The following is an 18,870-nucleotide window of genomic DNA, read 5'->3' as shown; positions in this document are numbered from 1 at the left end:
GCATGACGCTCCCCTTCTCCGAAAAGCTGAAGCTGGAGCTGACCGTCACCGCGGGCGAGCAGGCGTTCCCGATTCCCGGCGGACAGGTGCGGGACTTCTCGCTGCGGATGACGCCCACCGGCTTCCGCTGCACGCTGTCGTTCTGGACGTCGCTGGAGAAGGCGGACGCGGCGCTCTTCACCGCGTTCAGCAAGCCGGACCTGGTGCGGGTGCGCCTGGCCCTGTCGGGGGTGTACGACCCGCCGCCCACGCCGCTCCTGGTGCAGGGCATCGTGACGGAGAAGCGCGTGAGCGGCACCGCGCACGGCCACAAGGACTCCGTAGCCGTGGCCTTCCGCCAGTACACGGTGACGTTCGAGGACCCGGCGCGGGTGCTCTGGACGCAGCACCGCCCCGTGGAGCTGCACACGGCGAAGAAGCTGTCGGAGCTGCTGGACGCGCACAAGCCGGGCGGCCTGCTGCTCGCGTACGACTGGGATGCGCTGGACGCCAGGCAGGCGTTGGTGTGCCTGGGCATCGGGGAGGACGTCCCGTCCGCGAGCTTCTACGACTTCGTCATCTGGTACGTGGACACGCGCGGCGGAGTGCTGACGTACGACAGCCCCACGGACACGTACACCTTCTCCGCGAAGAAGCCGGCGGCGGGCTCCGTGACGGCGCTCAGCCGCAGGCACGTGGAGCGCGTGGACGTGGAGCTGCCGCCGGTCATCCGCCACGGCACGCGGGTGCTCAACGGCTTCGGTGCCGGGGCGACGACGGTGGCGTTGGAGCAGGCGCAAGCGGTGGCGGGCATCCAGCACGACGTGCTGGTGCGCACGCCCATCGCGGCGGAGGCGGAGCAGCGCCAGTCGCTGGAGAAGGAGCGCCTGCGCGTGCGCAAGCGGCGCCTGCGGCTGACGTTCCTCGACGTGCCGCCGGTGGCCCTGCATCCGGGCTCGCTGATCAAACTGGACGGGCCCCTGTGGAGCCCTGACCTGGTGGGACTGGGCGAGGACCTGCGCGTGGCGGAGCTGTCCTTCGAAGGCGCGGGCCTCCAGGCCGGCCCGCATGACGGACAGCAGGAGGCGACGGCGGGCTACGAGGTCACGCTGTCCGTGCTGCTGGAGCAGAAGTCGGATCCGGTGCCGGCGCTGCCCGCGTACCGCCCGCCCCGCTACCCCATCTATGTCGAGGGCAAGGTGCACAGCCCCGGCGGCGAGGCCACGGATCGCATCTACCTCCAGGTGGACGACGCGAAGACGTCGGTGACGAACTACCGGGTGACGGTGCCGCTGTGGAACAAGACGGTGAGCGTGCCGGCGGAGCCCGGCCTGTTCCCGGGGACGTTCTACTTCCCTCCGTACAAGAACGAGCGGGCGCTCATCGCGCTCCACTTCGAGTACGCGGAGCTGCACCGCTTCCTGGACTGGGGGGACGGCGTGCGCATGCCCCAGGACAGCCAGGGCGATCAGATCCTCTTCGGCAAGAACGGCGCGAACCAGACGGCGCTGACGCACGACTTCCAGGACAACAAGCCGGTGTGGAACCTGGGACGGGTGAACTCCAACGACACGGAGATCATCCGCCTCTCCGAGGGCCACCTCCTCATCCAGACGAAGGAGAACCCCGGCGGCGTGGCGACCACGCCCACGTATGACGTGACGCCGCAGGTGGAGACGGCCAAGGGCGACCTCACCGCGGGCGTGGAGGGCGCGGTGGGCGACGCGACGGCGGCCTACAAGGCGTCCACCGCGGAGGTGAACGCGAAGCTGAACGCGGCGACGGAGGAGACGGGCGCGGCCCTCGCCGCGGCGGAGGCCAAGGTGAAGGCCCAGGCCGCCGAGTCCCGCGCGAAGCTGACGGGCGCGCTCAACGCGCTGGATGGACAGGCGGGCGCGCTCTCCGCCTCCGCCTCCGAAGCCAAGGCCGCGCTGGCGGGGTTGAAATGAACGAGCTGCGCGCCACCGTGGCGAAGCACAAGGCGACCGTGCAGGGCTTCGGCTCGGGAATCACGCCGCGCCTCACCACCGCGAAGGGCGAGGTGGAGGCCCTAGTCCAGGGCGTGGTGGAGCAGGTCGCCGCGCTGCGCCCCACCGTCGACGGGACGCTGGGCAAGCTGCTCACCCAGGTGAACGCGGTCAACGTGACGGTGGCGGACCCCTCCTCCCGCTTCCAGGCACTGGCCGCGGAGGTGCAGGGCCACCAGCAGGCGCTGACCGCCGCGAGCACGAAGGCGCGCACGTCGGCGGAGTCGTTGGGCAAGGAGGCCACGGCGAAGAGCCAGGGGCTGGAGGCCCAGGCGAAGGCCTCCGCCGAGTCGTCGCAGGGACAGCTCACCGCGATCCAGCAGCAGGTGGCCCAGCGGTGTGACGCGGACAAGCAGTCCTTCGACGCGAAGCTCGCCCAGCGCAAGGGATCCAAGGCGGACACGGACGCGCGCCGCGCGCAGGGGTACGCGCTCATCGACCAGACGCGCTCGGGGCTCACGGAGGACCTCCAGGGCGTGGGGACGACGATCGCGGCGGCCCTGTCCGCGGTGCTGGTGCGTCTGGCCGCCGCTCGTGACTCCGCCACCGCGCGGAGCACGCAGCTGTCGTCCGCGCTGGACGGCGTGGTGAACGATCCGGTCCGCGCGCTGACGGCGCTGCATGAGGAGATCGTCAAGGCGGGCAAGACGACGAAGGACGCCCACCAGCAACAGCAGGCCGCGCTGGAGACGCAGCGCAAGACGCTGGCGTCCCAGGTGAAGGCGGCGGCCGTGGCGGCGGCCGGCATCGTGGATCCGCTGGACACCCAGGTGTCCCCGTCGCTGACGGCGGGCAAGACGCAGGCGGCCGGGACGCTCGACGCGCTGGGCAAGACGGTGGGCGGTCAGGTGACCAGCGTCACGGCGCAGCTCACGGCGGTGGAGCAGCTCATCGAGCAGGTGCAGAAGAACATCGAGGGCGCCATCACCCAGGTGAGCACCACCCTCGACGGGCTGGTGCAGGGCGCGCTCACGGCGGTGGAGTCCGTCAAGGCGCCGCTCAAGCAGACCCTGGAGGCGGCCTTCGCCACGCTGGACACGTTGGTGGCGAGCATCAGCGCCCTCAAGCAGCAGGTGATGGCGCTGTTCGAGCTCCTGCCCCAGAAGCTGGAGCAGCTCCAGACCCTCTTCCAGCAGCTCGTCGGCTCCCTGGAGGCGCTGCTGGAGCGCGCCATGGGGCTCCTGGAGGCCATCCCCGCGGCGGACCTGCCCAAGCCGCTGGTGAACCCCGCGGTGCAGGGCATCAGCCAGGTGGTGGGGCAGATCACCACGCAGCTGGGCACCCTCTCCTCCCAGGTCGGCACCCAGCTCCAGACGGTGCAGAAGACCATCGTCTCCCAGGTGGAGACGGTGCAGACCCAGGCGCAGACGCAGATCGACACGGCCACGGAGCAGGTCGTGTCACAGATGGGCACGCTGACCCAGTCCATCCTCCAGGGCATCGAACAGGCCAGCGCGCAGGTGGGGCGGATCCTCGCCGCGGCGGTGACGCAGATCGACACCGTGAAGACGCAGGGCGTGCAGCAGATCCAGGCCATGAAGCAGCAGGTGGCCGCCCGGGTGACGCCCCTGGACACGCAGGTGCCTCAGCGCCTCCAGGCCCTGGAGGCCCAGGTGGGCTCCGGCATCGACGCGGCGGTGCAGGCCATGCAGACGACGCGCGACACGGCCGAAGGCCAGGTGACGTCCGCGAAGGGCCAGCTGGATGCGCACCTGAACTCCACGAACACCTCCACGACGGCCGCGCTGAAGTCGCTGGAGACGGCCCGCGCCAGCGCGGAGACGTCGCTCATGTCCCAGGTGGACAAGGCCCTGGCCGCCCTCAAGCAGCGCGCGGAGGGACTGAAGACGGGGGCGCAGGCGCAGGTGGACGCCGTCACGACCAACGCCACCACGTCGAAGCCGCAGCTCCTGTCCCCGCTCGACGCGATTGGCGCCCAGCTCCAGGCGGGGGCCTTCGCGAAGCCCGTGGGCGCCGCGAACGGGCGGGTGACGTCCGCGCTCCAGGCGCTGGGGCCTCGGCTGGACGCGCTCGCCACCTGAGGCGGCGGCCTACTTGGGGCTGGCGAAGGTCGGAGGCTCCGGGGCCTTCGGCGCCTTGGGGGCTTCGGGCACGGCCGGCGCGGCTTCCTGGGCGGACATGTGCTGCGGCAGGTCCGTGCGGATGCGGCTCTCCTGCAGCTCGATGTCCACCGACCGGGGCACGGGCACGTCCAGCAGCGCCTGCCACGCGCCGTTGGGCGTGGTGAACAGGAAGCTCACCGCCACGGCCTGCTCCGGTGGCAGGGGGATCTTCACCTGCTTCGTGCGGCTGGGGTAGATGACCACCGTCTGCAACACGGAGTCGTCCGGGCTGATGACCTTGGCCGCGACGTCCGCGTAGCCCTCCGTCATCGTCGTCTTCGACACCGTGCGGACCAGCATGTACAGCGGCCGGCCCTGGTTGGTGCCCGCGGGCGCCTTGACGTTCACCGTCAGGCTGGGCGCCGCGCAGCTGCCCACCACCACCGCCGTCACGAGTCCCGCCGCCAGCCTCACGACCCCGCCCTTCATGGCACCACCCCACGGAATGGCGCCCACGGCTCACCGCGCAGCCCGAAGCTGATCTCCAGCACCTTCTCGTTCGCCGCCAGGCCCCGGCCCGGCAGCACCCACACCACGTTCGACTGGTCCGTCATCGTGGCGGACTCCAGCAGCCGGAAGCAGTTCCACGAGGACTCGGACATCTCCATGGAGCGGTAGCGCTTGCCGTCGCGCGAGGGCGAGCGCAGCTCCACGCCGATGGACGACGGCTGCGGGCTCCACCAGCTCAGCGGGAAGTCCCCCCACGCCGGCCGCTGGTTGAACCCGAACGACGCCGCCCCGCCGCACTTCAGGTACGACAGCGTGACGAAGCTGTCCGGCGTGGGCGCCGAGGGCAGCGGCAGGGGCCGCACCTGCATCGCGATGGGCCGGGGCTTGCCCTCGTCGTCCCACAGTAAGCGCGACAGGCGGCCGGTCTGTCCCAGCGCCGTCAGCATGCGCGGCGGCAGGAGCAGCCGCGACTTCAAGGGCCAGCGCAGGGACCAGTCCGTCCCGCGCTCCTCCACCACTGGCGACAGCACCTGCGTGACGAACTGCCAGAAGGCCCCGTCCTTGCGCCGCAGGACCTCCAGCTCCACCGGATCCACTTCCTGCGACGCGCTGGGGTTGAACGGGTAGCGCTTGAGCAGCGGCTCCAGCGTGCGGCGGGACTGGTACGCCCACTGCTCCGCGAGGACGCGCTCCAGCTCCGTCCGGCCCCGGTTGCGCACGACGATGAAGGGCTGACGGAACGGCAGCCGGAACTCACCCACCAGGCCGTGCTGATCCAGCCACGCGTCCACCCGGCGCAGGTACGAGTCCTCCTCCTCCAGCAGCATGCTCAGCGCCACCCGGCCCACCGGCGACAGCATCTCCGCGAGCTGCGAACCCCCCGAGGACGCCGTCGCGCCCGCGGGCGCCGCGCCCTCCTTGGGGGCGGCGGGCTTCACCGGCGCGGGCTTCACGCCGGACAGCTCCTGCTGCAGCTGCGACACCAGCGTGGTGTAGGCCGACAGCTCCACGAGCGCGCCGCTCTTGTCCGGCGTCATCAGCTGCACCACCGGCTTGAAGGGCGCCACCGCGTCGCGCATCGGGGCGTAGTACTCGCTCTCCAGCGGGCCCACGCCGGCGCGGACCGCCACGTCGCGCAGCATGGCCTCCAGCGCGGAGGACGGCTGGAGCAGCGCGGACAGGTCGCTGGCCAGGGAGCCCCGGGGCGTGGTGCGGAAGCGGTAGCCGCGGTAGCTGGCGTAGAGGTCCTGTCCGTAGCGCTTCGCGAACGCCTGCACCTTGCCCTGCACGAAGGTCGCCCGCTCCACGGCCTCCTCGCGCGACAGCCGCGACTTGGCGAGCCGCTCGGTGAACTCATCCACCAGCGGGCTCAGCTGCGCGTCGAAGGCGGCCTTGCCCAGCACGCGGCCCACCACCGGGGCCTGCCCGCTGGTGAACTCGGTGTCGTCGTCCCCTGCCCCTTCGTTGGCGACCTCGGAGGTCGTCTCCCCGGTGCGCGGGTTGAAGACGTTGCCGTCGAACGGCGAGCGGCCCGTCTCCTTCAGCGCGCGCAGCACCTTGTCCAGCAGCTGCCGGGAGACGTCCACCGGGCGGAACTCGAAGTCGCGCTTGAGCACCTCCACCGAGTAGCGGGCGTCGCCGTCACTGGGGGCGAAGAGGCCGTCCGCGCGGGTCAGCAGCTCCGCGGGCGTCATCCGGGAGGCGGCGCGCAGGGCGGTGTCCGCCTCGTCCTCCATGCGCAGGATGGACTCCAGCGCCTGGCGGTTCTGGCGCATCCAGTCCAGCGACTCCAGCAGGCTGCCCACGCCCTTGAGCTGGCTGGCGTCCGGCTCCGCGTCCGAGGCGTTGATGAGGTCCATCACCTGCCGCGCGGAGCTGAAGGGCGCGCTCTGCTCCAGCGAGTCCCGCAGGTGCTCGCGGTCGGCGCGCAGGGCCTGCCACCGGACCAGGTCCAGCTCCTTGGCGGCCAGCACGTCCTGCAGCTGCATGAAGTGCTCGCGCCACGGGCCCAGCAGGCCGTCCAGCGTCAGCCACACGAAGGGCCAGCGCGTCCAGGGGACGTTCTCGTCGAAGGGCTTGTCACTGGCGATGACGTAGTTGGCGATCATCGGCTCCGCGAGCCCCATGGCGTCCAGCCAGTTGGGCTCGGAAGCCTCGCCTCCCAGGCTCATGCCGAAGGCCTCCGACGTCCACTTCAGCTGCTTCTTGTGCGTCCCGTGCACGCTGCGCAGCACGAACTGGCCCAGGTTCTCGTTGCGCGAGGCGTAGAGCACGCCCAGCGTGTAGAGCGCCTGCTCGGGCCGGCAGAGCGACTCCTGGTGGCAGCTCTCGTGCTCCGGCGTGGCGGCCAGGGGCATGGCGCGCGTGGCGCGGTTGCTGAAGCTGGGCGCCGGCTGACAGCCGGGGATCCGGCCCGGGCACCGCCGACACTGGTCCTGACACTTCTCCAGCATCGGCTTCAGGTAGGACATCCGGATGCTGCGAGCGAGCCGCGCGCGCAGCTCCTCCCACTCGTCCGTGAAGCTGTGCTCCAGGGGAGGCCAGTAGCGCGTGGCGCCCCAGAGGTCCTCCATGGCCCTCACCGCCTCGGTGGTCTGCGCCTCCACCACGGAGCCGGACACGCTCTGGTTGCGTTCCTCCAGCCGCTGCACCGTGACCTGGAACGCGTCCAGCTTGTCCTGCGCGCGCATCAGCAGCCGGTAGAAGTGGGCGTAGGCCAGGATGACCGGAAGGCACCCCACCGCGACGATGGCCGCGCACCGGCGCAGGTGCGTCCAGCGGTAGCGCGCGATGAGCTTGTCCACCGGCTGGTCCGCGTGCACCGCCAGGGCGCCCGCCGCGCGAGCGTCCTGCGCGGGCGACGACAGATACACGCGCTCGAGCTTCAGCGGGAACGCCAGCGACCCGCTCTCCACCAGCGTGGACACGAAGCGGCCCAGCACCGCGAACGCCTCGCCGCCGCGCGCGTAGAACGCCGCCAGCCGCTCGAAGGCGTCCGGCGCCAGCGACGTCAGGCCCAGCGCCAGGTACTTCTCCATGGGCTGGAGCGCGTGCGCCAGCTCCCCTTCCCTGCCGGGCGGGGGCACGGCCAGCTCCAGGGGCACGCCGTGCTTGCGCAGCAGCTGCGCGAAGTCCGCGTAGCCCTCCAGCTCATCCATGTGCGTGAGGGCCAGGCGCGTCTCCACCGACGCCTGGCACACCTCCGCCAGCAGGTTCACCTTGCCGCGCAGCAGCTGGGTGACGCGCTTCACCTCATCCGGGCTCGTCTCCAGCAGCCACTTCGCCTTCAGGACGATGACGACGCGGCCCACGTGCCGGCGGCCGAAGGTGGCCTTCCACAGCTTGCGCAGCGCGATGCGGGCGTGGCGCGAGTCGTCCTCCAGGACGGGCGCGGACACCTCCTGCACGACGACCTCGGGGCCCAGGAACATCTCGAGCAACGGGTCGTCGGTGTAGCTGGGCAGGAACTGGCGCTCCTGCCGCTTCCAGTCCACCTCCGTCTCGATGAGCTTCGACTTGCCGCTGCCCGCGGGCCCCAGCACCACCAGCGTGGGGAAGTCCCGCACGGACGCGCGGTAGCGCCACGGGAGCCGGCTCAGGAACGTCTTGCGGATGGCGAGCAGCTGCCCGGACGTGAGCGGCTTCTGGCTGCCCGCGCGCGCCGCCGGGTCGCGCCGCTTGCGCCACCAGACCGTCGCGCCCACGCCGATGGCGGTGAGCGCCACCACGACGCCCAGGACGAGCACCCAGTGGGCCTTCAGGGATGCGAGGATGGACTGGAGCGCGCCCACGGTCAGTCGCTTCCCCGTCCGCCCTGGCGCGCGGCGAGTTGAAGCGCCTCCAGCACGTCCTCGGCCTCTTCCAGCGCGGACGTCAGCTTCGCGCGCAGCTTCTCCTGCTCCTGGGGCGACGGCAGCATCCCGTCCCCGGGCGGATCCAGCACCGTCAGCCCCTCACGCACCGAATCCAGCAGCGGCTTCACGCCCTCGCTCAGCGCTCCCAGCTCCGCGCCCACCTGCCGCTCCAGCACGTCCAGAAGCGCCAGCGGCCTGGGCGGGGGCGCCGCGGGTGGGCGGCCGTCGCGTGTCGGGAAGGGCCTCAATTGGAGACCCACCAGAGCAGGACAGGCAGGCCCAGGACGATGAGGGCCGTCACGGCGTAGTAGTGCACCGGGAAGTCGTAGACGGTGGGCGCGCCCTGCGGCACCGCGGGCGCGGGCTGCGGCACGGTGGCGGGCTGCGGGATGCGGTCGGAGATGCGGTCCTTGACCTCGCGGATGCGCTCCGGCTGACCCACGAGGCGGCCGGTGAAGCCCGCGGCCAGGCAGAAGCGGATCATCTCGAAGACGATGGGTGGCGTGTCATTGCGGCGCAACTTCTCTTCCATGAAGTCGTAGAAGAGGTCTCCGCCGGAGTCGACCTGGAACAGGTTCTGCTGCAGGAGCGGCCAGAGCTGTTGCTCCGCGTCCGACAGCCGCCGGAGCACCCACTCATCCAGGAAGAAGACGAACGGGCGGATCAGGTCCTCCACTTCGTCCGGCCGCAGGTCCGCGCCGAACGTGGCGCGCAACAGCTCCAGCTCCACCAGCAGCGCCTGCTCCAGGTGGCCCAGCGCCTCCTGTCCCACGCGGCTCTGCGGCCGGCGCGCACCCGGGGCGGGCTCGGCGGGCAGAGCCCGGTCGAGGAGCTGGCGCACGCGTCGCTGCGCGGCCAGAAGTGAGTTCCAATGCTCCAGTTTCATGCGCGTGGGTGGTTACGTCGGAAGCTGTAGCGGCCCCAATCCCGCCACCGAGGCTCGCAATTCCACTGATGCCTCATTGTTCCAAGCATCCAGCAGGTCTCGCAGCTGCTCAAGAAAGCAGACGACGACGGGCTCGAAGCTCAGGTCGAAGGGCTCCATCACGGCTTCGTACGCGTGGCGGATCCCCGAACCCTTCAGCGCGCTGTCGGGCACCACGCTGAACTTCAGCTCCTTGAGCCAGGGGAGGACGCGGCGGAAGGGGCTCTCCGCGGGGGTCCCCAGATGACCGAGCAAGGCGACCACCTCGTCCCTGCCCAGGGTGGCCTTCGCCTTCCACGCGAGGAACTGCGTCAACGCCTCGACATCATCCCGTAGCACGCTGTCGCGGTGGGGCTGGAGGCCGCCCACCGTCTGCCACTTCAAGCCCTCGATGTGCCTGCCTGGGACGGACACCTCCACCCTGCCCGCCGCCTGCGCGGAGAACTGCGGCTGGTGCCACAGCGCCTCCAGCACGATCTTGCGCGGCGCGGTGAACGCCTCCGGCATGCGCACGATGAGGCTCTGCCGGGAGGTGAGCTTCTCGTCGAAGGTCTCGTCCACCTCGTAGCTGGGCCCCTTGCCGGGCAGGAAGGCCGGCCGGAGCGGAGACAGGCCCGCCTTGGTCATCTCGAAGACGCCCGTCACGGAGTGCAGGCTGAACTCGCGCCCCGCGCTCATGCTGAGAATGGGGTGCTCCGCGCGTGTGCCGTCCGCCACGACCACCTGGGCGGGCTCCGCCTTGAGGTTCACCACCGGGACGGTGAAGAGCTGGAAGAAGTCCGGGTGCAGCGACCGCCCCACCGTCCAGTCCTTGTCCAGGTCCAGGCAGAGGCAGAACTTCATCCACGAGCTGCCGCGCGGCGGCGGCACCTTCACGTGCACGAAGAGCTGCTGCTCCGGGAACTGGAAGAAGGCGCGCAGCCGCTGGAACGGGTGCGCGTAGACGGCGCTGTCGTCCGGCGCGGGGGGATCGCGGTTGAAGGACACCTCGCAGGGGCTGCCCACGGAGTGCTCGTCCGCGGACTCGTCGTACACCACGCTCACCTGCTTCAGGTGCTTGCGCAGCGCGTGGAACACCGCCAGCGACGAGCGGTAGTCGTCCAGGTGCCGCACGTGCAGGCTGAGCAGGTCGATGGGGTCCTTGCGCGCGAAGCGGGACTCGAAGCGGAGGATCAGCCGGTGGCCGCTGCGCACCTGCGGCACCACGTCCGTGCCCTTGAGGAAGATGGGCAGCACGCGCAGGTCGCGCTGGAGCCGGAAGGACCCCGCCACCCCTTCCGCGGGCGTCAGCCGCAGCTCCGTGCCCCGGGTGAGGAGCACCGGCTCCACCATCTTCTCCGTGGGCACGGCCTGCGCCATGGCGGCGGCGGGCACGGGCTCCAGGAGGAAGTCGAAGAAGCCCGCGAAGAGGCGGCGCCAGGTGGAGCGCAGGTTGTGGAGCGTGGCGTGCCGCGTCTGCACGGAGAAGAACGCCATCGCTTCGATGAGGCGCCGCACGTCCGGATCCTCGCGGTCCAGCGGCGCCGCCGGATGGCGCTCCTGGAAGCGCTGCCGGAAGCGCTCCAGCCCGTCCAGCTCCGACAAGAAATCGAGGTAGATCTTCTCCGAGAAATCCTTCACCGCCCGCTCTCCCGCCGTACGTCCGTGCCCATGTGCTTCAGCCCAACTTCACCAGCGCGCCGCCCACGCTGGTGATGGAGCCCTTCAGGTTGGCCATGCCGGAGCTCTCCAGGTCCAGCTTGCCGGAGCCGGACACCTTGGTCATCGCGCCGGACATCTCCGCCTGCGTCTTGCCCGCCAGCTTCAGCGTCACGCCATCCACCTTCGCCTCGCCGCCGGAGGTCACCATCTCCGCGCCCATGTTGCCCTTCATGGCCAGCTTGGACGTGGCCTCGATGTTCACGTTGGCGCTGGAGGACAGCTTCGCGTCGCTGGTGGCCGTCTGCGTGAGCTTCGCGCTCGTCTTGAGCGTCATGTCCTTGGTGCTCTCCACCGTGAGCGTGTCCTGGCTGGTCCACTTCGACACGCCCTTGGACTTCATCGTGAGGGTGTCCGTGTCGAACGTCAGGTCCTTCACCGTGACGACGATGCTGTCCTGCTTCTGGACGATGGTGCTCGTCTCCGAGGAGCCCTTCACCTTGATGGTGATGCTGGTGCCATCCATCACGATGGTCTGGGTGATTTGGTCATCCGCGTTGTCGACCTGGACGGTGATGCCCTTCTCCTTGTCCAGTTCGATCTTGCAAACCAGCGTGCCCATCAGACCTCCCGCCTCAAGCGGACTCTTCCTTCACCAGGATGAGCAGCGAGCCTTCCTTCAGTTCGATCTTCTCCGTGTCGCTGGCGTTCGTGCGCATGAGCCGGAACAGCGGCTTGTTGTCGTCATAGAAGTGCCGCATGGACGTGCCGTTCGTCGTGGTCTTGCCGACGAGCAGGTGCACGCCCTGCCCGTCCGAGGGCAGCCGCGCGCCCGCCCGCCAGTCCAGGTGGCGCTTGAGCCACGCGCGCAGGAAGTCCAGCGCCACCAGCACCCGCGCGCCCTTGTAGGCCGGGAAGTAGAAGTGCCCGGGCAACAGGTTCGCGTTGAAGGGCACCTGGACGATCTGGTTCGCGAAGAGCGGCAGCTTGACCTTGTAGCTGTCCAGCGAGGTGGCGTCGTCGGTGTACGCCTGCCAGGTCTCGTCCTTCTGCTCGCCCACCTCGCTGACGACGAGGCCCTCCACGAAGCGCGGGTACACCGGCGCCGTGAAGGGCGGCAGGTCCACGTGCGGCTCGTCCTTCTTCTCCAGCCGCGTGGTGAAGCTGAAGAGGTAGCGGCTGTCCGGCGAGGGCCGCCGCGCGCCCTCGTCCCCCTCCCCTGCCGGGTCGTCCGGGGGCAGCGGCTCCGCGCGCAGGCTCATCCGGCGCACCCGGAAGGTGTCCGTGGAGGGCACGCCCGCCGCCATCCACCCGGACGTGGAGGGCAGCTTCACCAGCGCGCCCGGCGCGAAGGCCACCGGCGGGAAGCGGTTCCAGTCCAGCTCCACCTCCAGGCCGCGCACCTTGAGGCGGGCGGTCTCCAGCGTCACGCGGGACTGGACGTCGTCCGCGATGTCCGTGCGCAGGAGCACGTCCTGGCGGACGCCGGTGACGGCCTGGGCGTTGGTGATGGCCTGGTTCTTGGGGCTCTCCGCGGCGGCGTTGAGGATGGCCACGTCGTGACGCGCCACCTCCGGGAACACCACCGTCACGCGGTCCACGTCCTCCGCGCGCAGGGGGAGCGGCGTGCCGGTGGCGTCCTTCGCCGCGCGCAGCTGGTAGCCCTGCGCGGTGTAGTCGTACGCCAGCACGCCGTTCTGCGTGTGCACGAACCAGACGACGAAGTCGTAGAAGCTGGCCCCGGACTCGGGTGACAGGCCCAGGAAGATGAGCGGGAGCGTGGCCCCGAGCTTCGCGTCCCAGTCATTGGCGAGCGAGATCTTGTCGCCCTTGTGCGCGTCCAGCACGTCCTGGAGCGTCTTCTGGGTGTAGAGCACGCACGGGTAGTGCTGGGTCCACAGGAGCCGCGCGGGGTCCACGAAGCGCACGGTGTAGTGCCGGTAGGTGATGCCCGCGCCCTTCGCCTGGGCGACGGTCTCCTCGCTCAGCGCCTTGTCCAGCCCCAGCCCCTTGACCTTCAGCGACGTGAAGGTGGGCTTCGTCGCCGTGTCGGAGTGCACGGCCTTCAGCTCCAGCGCCACCTCCACCAGGTCCGGCTTGAGGAAGTCCGCCAGCACCTTGTCCTGCTTCTGGCCGCCGTGCGCCGTCTCGTCGAGGACGCGGAACTCCACCCTCCCCTCGTGCCCCCAGCCGTGCAGGTCCAGCTCGAAGGCCAGGATGTCCGCCGGGGCGATGACGTGCGCCGTCCCGCCGAGCGTGAGCGTGAGCGACAGGTCCAGGCGCTCCGCGTGGGCCGCCATCAGACGTCCTCCGCCTGCACGCGCACCCGGCCGGTGGTGGCGTGGAACAGCAGGCGCAGGTGACACGGCTGTCCGTCGAAGGCGCCCCTGCAGTCGAAGTGCAGCCACAGCGAGCTGTCCCGGCCGCGCAGCTTCACCTCCGGGCCCACCAGCCGGGGCTCGTGCCGGGCCACCTCGTTCTGGATTTCGGCGGTGAGCGCCTCCACCAGCTCGCGCGTGCCCAGCTTCTCCGTGTACCCGCCCAGGCCGAAGTCGTGCATGAAGAAGCCGTAGCCCTTCTTCGTGTTGAGCACGGCCTCGATGTTGCGCATCACGTGTTCCAGGCTGTCGCGCACGTTGGGGCGTTGGGCGCGGGCCGCGAACTTGTCCAGGAAGGGTGCGCGCGCCATGGCGATCAGCTCCTCCGCCAGAACAGCGACGTCTGGGCGCCCCGCAGCGCGGGCGTCACGTAGAAGGCCACGCCGTCCTCGCGCAGCGCGTGCTGCCACTCCTCGCCGCTGCCCAGCAGGTACCAGTCGATCTCCGGCCCCAGCGCATGCGGGAAGGACGGATACGGCACGTGGGTGAAGGGCACGCCCTTCAAGGCCTGACGGCGCACCAGCGGCAGCCGCGTGGGGCTGGCCAGCTTCACGCCGTCCAGCGGCGTGCGCTCCCCGGGCTGGGTGCGCTGGACCAGCAGGTACGCCTCGCTGGCGGAGCGGATCTCCGGGGGCAGCGGGGACAGGAGGAACTGGCCGTCCTTCACCTGGAAGGCCTTGTGCGTGGAGCGCGTGGCCTCTGGCTGGAAGCTGCGGGTGAGCAGGCGGATCCACCCGCCCAGGCCCTGGGCCAGGTCCTCGTGCTGGTACACCGGCATCTGCTCGTCCGGGAGCATCTCCAGGTAGCAGCACGCCTCGAAGTACAGCCGGCGCAGCCCGTCGAACAGGTGGTACGGGTGCACGTACACCTGCCGGAACATGTCCCGGCGCAGCGCGATCAGCCGCTGGACTTCGAAGAGCGCCCGGCGCGCGTTGGTGAGCCGGTCCGTGCGCAGGTACGTGTCCGAGATGTGCGTGAGCAGCTGCTGGCGCACCTGATCCAACAGGTCATCCAGCGTGCCGAGCAGCTTCTCCAGGAAGGGGTTGGGCCCCACGAGCAGCAGCGCCGGCACCCAGTCCGGGGACGTGCGCCACGCGCCGTCCTCGTCCTGTGACACCGCGGCCAGGCCGAAGGACGCCACCGCCCCGTCCAGCACCGGCTCCGAGGACAGCTGCAGCTTGTTGAGCACGCGCTGGAGCACCGGCGGATCATCCGCGTACAGGCGGATGCCCTCCGCGCTGACGGTCTCCTTCAGCACGTGCAGGTAGATGATGAACTCCGACTTGCCGATGGCGTCCAGCGACAGCGGCGCGATGACCGCGTTGCCGGGCACGTCCAGCAGCTCCCCCGACTTGGTGACGACGGTGAGCGCGGAGATGGACAGGCTGCCGCCCAGCAGGAGCGACTCGTTCCACGCGAGGTTCGCGACCCCGTAGGACGGCAGGCCGGACAGCGTGGCGTGGAGGCGGATCTCCGCGTCCAGCGCGTCCTCCTGCGCGATGAAGTGCTCGGGGAGGAGCGTCTGTCCGACGTGCCAGCGGACCCGTGCCAGCTTGTACCGCTGCATGCGCCTTGCTTTCCTTCCGCCCGCCAGAAGGCCGGGAGCGAGTTTGCTCCCGGCCCGGGCGCGGGACGGAGACCGACGGCCGATGCTAGCTGGCCGTCTCGGTGACGCCCCACTTCTTGGCCAACTTCTTCGTCGAGGACGTGGCCAGGTTCAGCGACTGCTCGGTCGCCTGCGGCTTGACGCCGATCTGGAACGTGTAGTTCTTGGGCGACTGGACCTCGCGGGACTCGTTGTCCGCGACGGACATGTTCAGCTCGTCGCCGTTCTTCTCGAGCAGGCCCTTCATCTCCGCGTCGAGGAAGTTCGACTTGAAGTACTTCTTCCCGATGGGGTCGTACTCGTAGACGACGTACTTGAAGACGACCTCGATGTTGCTGAACTTGCCCAGCAGCATCTCCGCCACCTTCTGCTTGTTCGCCACCGACACCTGGCCGGAGAAGTACATGGCGTCCGTGACGCCCGTATCCCAGAGGTAGTGGTTGAGGACGGCGACGACCTTGTCCGCGATGGCCGCGTCCGGGTTCTCAGGATCCTTGATGGTCTCCTGGTCCGCCGTCAGGGGCACGCCGCCGATGCTGATGGCGGTGATGTAGCCCACAGGGGTCTGCTTGTCCTTCTTGAAGTTGAAGCCCTGATACACGTCCAGGCTGCGCGAAAACTGGGGCATCTGTCACTCCAGGGTTGAGGGGCAGGCTCTCACCTGCCCCAAGTTGGGATGCGGCTATCCGAGCCGCGACTCGAGCATCAGCTCCACGTTGAGGCCTTCGAACTGGATGTGCGGCAGCACGGCCAGCTTGCAGTCGTACCAGCCGATCTCACCGGGGCGCGGGAACACCGTCACGCTGCTCGCCTTGAACGGGAAGCGGCGCACGGTGAGGTCGTCCGGGTTCGCCACGGTGGTGACGTAGTTGGACAGCCACGAGTCCAGCTGACGCTGGATGTAGTCCGCGTCCGCCGTGTTGCCGATGTTGTCGCGCATGATGCACTTCACGTAGTGCGCCAGCCGCGTGATGGAGAACGTGTAGGCCAGGTTGGTGACGAGCTGCGAGTTCTCCGAGTCCTTGGGGTCCTTGAACGTCTTGGCGACCTTGGCGGACTGGGTGCTGAAGAACGTCGCGTCGCTGGAGCTCTTCCGGTACACGAGCGGGATGAAGCCGGAGCGCGCGAACTCGTACTCGCGGTAGTCCGGGATGGCGATCTCCACCGGGGCCTTGATCTCGTCCTGGCCGCGCAGGGAGAAGGTGTCCACCGGGAGGCCGGTGATGAGGCCGCCGCCCTTGGGGCCGCGGATGGACTGGCACCAGCCGCTGATCTCGAACGCCTTCACCATGTTGCGCGCGAGCAGGATGGCGGAGTTGCCCCAGAGGTACTTGTCGGAGTCGCCGCGCGCCGTCTCGGTGAAGTTGAGGACGTCGCAGGGGTTCTTGTCCGGGTGCCAGGGCAGGCGCAGCACGTAGCGCGGGAAGGTCAGGCCCACATAGGCGGCCTCCTCTGTGTCGCGGAACGCGTTCCAGCGGCCGAAGCGCGGGTGCGCGAGCACGCCCTCCAGGTTCTTGATGGCCTCCATCTCCTCGATGGTCTCGCAGCCGAAGAACTTGTGGCTGACGGCGGAGATGAACGGGGCGTGCGCGGCGTTGGACAGCTTCGCCATGCGCTGCAGCCACGTGAGGTCCGCGGGCGTGGAGGAGAACTCGTAGAGGCCCACGAGCGCGCCGAAGGGACGGCCGCCGTACTGGTCGTACTCCTGGATGTAGACCTTGTCGAAGAGCGCTCCGGCGAAGATGTTGCTGGAGTTGTTCTCGAAGTCCTCCGCCAGCTCATCCTTCGCCACGTCCAGCACGTCGATGGCGATGTTGGCCTTGAAGTTGGTGTGGTTGACCAGGTCCTCCAGGCCGCGCCACGTGGACTCCAGCTTCTGGAAGGTCTCGTTGTGGAGGATCTCGTTCATCTGCGCGTCGATCATGCGGTCGATGCGGCTGATGACGTCCAGCACCTGGCCCTTGTCGAAGCGGGCGGTGTTGTCCGGGCCCTCCACCGGGGCGACGTTCTGGAGCAGCGCGGCGACGCTGGAGAGGAACCGGCTCTCCATCGTGACCTGCTGCTCGTCGACGACCGCACCGAAGTTGCTGAGGATCATCGGCTCGGACGCCTGGGGCGGATCGAGCCGGACACTGGTGAACAGGCGCTTCAGGTAGGTGGTCTCGGCCATGGCTGAGTCCTTTGAAGAAGTCGAAGGGTTGGGAAGGCGGATCAGGAAGCGGCCGGGGGCTTGGCCCCGGCGGCGACGGTGGCGGAGACGGCGGCCGTGGCGGCGGCGGCGCCCGTGGAGGGCTTGTTGGTCGCGGCGGCGGCGGCGGCGGGCGCGTCGGCCTTCGCGGTCTCACCGGACGGCAGGCGCATGCTCTCGTAGCCCTTCAGCTCGTTGAGCAGCTCCTTGAGGGCCTCCGGCTTGGAGAACAGCTCGTAGAGTTCGCGGCGCAGGTCCTTGCGGTTGTCGATGTTGGACTGCATCTCCACGAGGAGCGTCTTCAGCAGCAGCAGCGCCTTGAGCTTCGGCACGTGCTTGACGATCTCATCCGGGTGGAAGGACTTCATCCGGTCGATGGGGAGCGTGACGTCCAGCTCCGACTCCACGTCCGGGTTGATCCGGTTGGGCACCTGGAACTGGGTGGACATCTTCATGTCCTTCATCAGCTCATCCAGGTTGCGCCCGTCCACGGAGCGCAGGCGGCGCGTCTCCAGGTCCGTCTTGCGGTCTTCCGAGGAGCCCAGCGAGAAGTCGCCCAGCACCAGCAGCCGCAGCGGCAAGTTCACCGTCTCCTGCTCGCCGTTGATGGTGGTGCGGTACGTGAGGGTGATGCGGGATTTGGGAAGCTGGTCCTGAATGGCCACGGTGACTCCCTGACAGTCGCAGCGCGTGAGTCCCCCCGTCCTGCTGGAGCCGCCCCGGGAGTACGCCCTGCCGAGTGAACATTTACAGCCTAGGCGCGATCAGGAATACGCGTCAACCAAGCGACATCTCAGGCCTGGCGGGGTTCTGATGATCGCAACTGCGCGGTGTCCCCCGAGAACAAGAGGACCTCCTGGGTCTGCTCCGGTCCTCCTACCAAGGGTTCGTAACCCAGGTGGCTGCCGTCCTGGAGCCGGGCGTGGCTGGACTGATCACGCAGCGCCAGGATCACGGCGAGTGCGAGCGGCGTCTCCGCGAGGCTCGGGAGGATCCGGGCGTTGAAGCGTCGCCGGGCCTCCACGGCCCAGGGGATGCCGGCGCCGGAGTGCGGTTCGTTGAGGAACAGGCGCACCTCCACGCCGCCCGTGGGGACGGTGGCGAAGCCGCCCACGGCGCTGCCATCCCCGAGCGCGGCGGCGCCCAGGCGGATGCCCTTGGACTCGATGCGCTGGCGGCGCGTCTCGCGGCGCACCACCACCTCCGCCTCCGGGAACACCTTGGCGAAGAGCCAGTGCAGGCTGCTGGGGCACGCGAGCCGCAAGAGGCGCAGCCGGTGCGCGGTGGAGTGCTCCCAACCGGGGAGGAGGGACTCGTCGCGGTCCGGGAACTGCCCCGCGAAGCGCGTGCGCAGCAGCAGGTGGTCGAAGTAGCCCAGGAAGTCCGCCATCGCGTCGTGCTCCAGGCGGTCCATGGCCTGGAAGAGGAAGGATGGCAGCGGCGTCTGGACGCCGAGCAGGCCCAGGTTGACGGTGATGACCACGCGCTTGCGCGGCTGACGGGTGAACTCGATGGCGTGCACCAGGTGCTGCTGGTGCACGGTGCTGCGGTGGCTGCGGAACTCGACCTCCGCTTCGCCGTAGCCTTCCTTGGCGAGCAGATCCAGGAGCGCCGGCACGTCGAAGTGGCGGATGCGCTCGCTGATGCGCTCCTCGACGGTGAGCTTGCGGCCCGGCTGTTCGCGGTCGAAGTCCATGCGGGG

Annotated in this window: 15 protein-coding genes; 2 read left to right on the top strand and 13 right to left on the bottom strand. The window is 69.5% G+C overall.

Annotated features, from left to right (window positions below; genetic code table 11):
• The first annotated feature begins 2 nt into the window (after positions 1-2).
• Both GTY96_RS19340 and GTY96_RS19335 read left to right on the top strand, forming a co-directional pair.
• On the top strand, positions 3-1,928 hold the full coding sequence (locus GTY96_RS19340; RefSeq protein WP_161665481.1) for a hypothetical protein: 1,926 nt from the start codon (positions 3-5) through the stop codon (positions 1,926-1,928).
• Positions 1,925-4,048 carry a hypothetical protein gene (locus GTY96_RS19335; protein WP_161665480.1) on the top strand — a complete coding sequence of 708 codons (2,124 nt, stop codon included), beginning with the start codon at positions 1,925-1,927 and terminating at the stop codon, positions 4,046-4,048. Before GTY96_RS19340 ends, GTY96_RS19335 begins: the two co-directional genes overlap by 4 nt.
• A gap of 9 nt (positions 4,049-4,057) precedes the next feature.
• Here the strand turns inward: GTY96_RS19335 and GTY96_RS19330 are convergent, their stop codons facing one another.
• The 13 genes from GTY96_RS19330 to GTY96_RS19270 all read right to left on the bottom strand — a co-directional run bounded on the left by GTY96_RS19330 (position 4,058) and on the right by GTY96_RS19270 (position 18,864).
• The gene (locus GTY96_RS19330) at positions 4,058-4,558 is read right to left on the bottom strand and encodes a type VI secretion lipoprotein TssJ (protein WP_143904643.1); all 501 of its coding nucleotides are present in this window, start codon (positions 4,556-4,558) and stop codon (positions 4,058-4,060) included.
• On the bottom strand, positions 4,555-8,370 hold the full coding sequence (locus GTY96_RS19325; protein ID WP_143904644.1) for a type VI secretion IcmF C-terminal domain-containing protein: 3,816 nt from the start codon (positions 8,368-8,370) through the stop codon (positions 4,555-4,557). Before GTY96_RS19325 ends, GTY96_RS19330 begins: the two co-directional genes overlap by 4 nt.
• A 2-nt stretch (positions 8,371-8,372) precedes the next feature.
• A complete protein-coding gene (locus GTY96_RS19320) occupies positions 8,373-8,681 on the bottom strand; it encodes a hypothetical protein (protein WP_235685720.1) in 309 nt (102 codons plus the stop codon).
• A complete protein-coding gene (locus tag GTY96_RS19315) occupies positions 8,678-9,274 on the bottom strand; it encodes a DotU family type IV/VI secretion system protein (RefSeq protein WP_328700943.1) in 597 nt (198 codons plus the stop codon). The genes GTY96_RS19320 and GTY96_RS19315 overlap by 4 nt, the downstream gene beginning before the upstream one ends.
• A gap of 57 nt (positions 9,275-9,331) precedes the next feature.
• Positions 9,332-10,978 carry a type VI secretion system baseplate subunit TssF gene (locus GTY96_RS19310; RefSeq protein ID WP_143904646.1) on the bottom strand — a complete coding sequence of 549 codons (1,647 nt, stop codon included), beginning with the start codon at positions 10,976-10,978 and terminating at the stop codon, positions 9,332-9,334.
• 37 nt (positions 10,979-11,015) lie between these two features.
• Complete coding sequence (locus tag GTY96_RS19305) at positions 11,016-11,618, bottom strand: hypothetical protein (protein WP_143904647.1); 603 nt, start codon at positions 11,616-11,618, stop codon at positions 11,016-11,018.
• A 13-nt stretch (positions 11,619-11,631) separates the two neighbouring features.
• Positions 11,632-13,296: a hypothetical protein gene (locus GTY96_RS19300; RefSeq protein ID WP_143904648.1), complete on the bottom strand. Its 1,665-nt coding sequence runs from the start codon at positions 13,294-13,296 to the stop codon at positions 11,632-11,634.
• A complete protein-coding gene (locus tag GTY96_RS19295) occupies positions 13,296-13,685 on the bottom strand; it encodes a GPW/gp25 family protein (RefSeq protein ID WP_143904649.1) in 390 nt (129 codons plus the stop codon). Before GTY96_RS19295 ends, GTY96_RS19300 begins: the two co-directional genes overlap by 1 nt.
• Positions 13,686-13,690: 5 nt before the next feature.
• Positions 13,691-14,941: a type VI secretion system baseplate subunit TssK gene (gene tssK / locus GTY96_RS19290; protein ID WP_143904650.1), complete on the bottom strand. Its 1,251-nt coding sequence runs from the start codon at positions 14,939-14,941 to the stop codon at positions 13,691-13,693.
• An 85-nt stretch (positions 14,942-15,026) separates the two neighbouring features.
• Positions 15,027-15,608, bottom strand: a complete 582-nt coding sequence (locus tag GTY96_RS19285; protein ID WP_143904651.1) for a hypothetical protein — start codon at positions 15,606-15,608, stop codon at positions 15,027-15,029.
• A 54-nt stretch (positions 15,609-15,662) separates the two neighbouring features.
• A complete protein-coding gene (tssC, locus tag GTY96_RS19280) occupies positions 15,663-17,150 on the bottom strand; it encodes a type VI secretion system contractile sheath large subunit (RefSeq protein WP_143904652.1) in 1,488 nt (495 codons plus the stop codon).
• Between the two features lie 41 nt (positions 17,151-17,191).
• Positions 17,192-17,833, bottom strand: a complete 642-nt coding sequence (tssB, locus tag GTY96_RS19275) for a type VI secretion system contractile sheath small subunit (RefSeq protein WP_161665478.1) — start codon at positions 17,831-17,833, stop codon at positions 17,192-17,194.
• Positions 17,834-17,961: 128 nt separating this feature from the next.
• Positions 17,962-18,864, bottom strand: coding sequence for a type VI secretion system baseplate subunit TssG (locus GTY96_RS19270; protein WP_143904654.1), 903 nt, complete (start codon positions 18,862-18,864; stop codon positions 17,962-17,964).
• Positions 18,865-18,870 lie beyond the last annotated feature (6 nt).

This window comes from Corallococcus silvisoli, assembly GCF_009909145.1.
In the GTDB taxonomy this organism is placed as follows: Bacteria; Myxococcota; Myxococcia; order Myxococcales; family Myxococcaceae; genus Corallococcus; species Corallococcus silvisoli.
The sequence above is the reverse complement of the archived record's forward strand: the minus strand, read 5'-3'. Positions and strand labels throughout refer to the sequence as shown.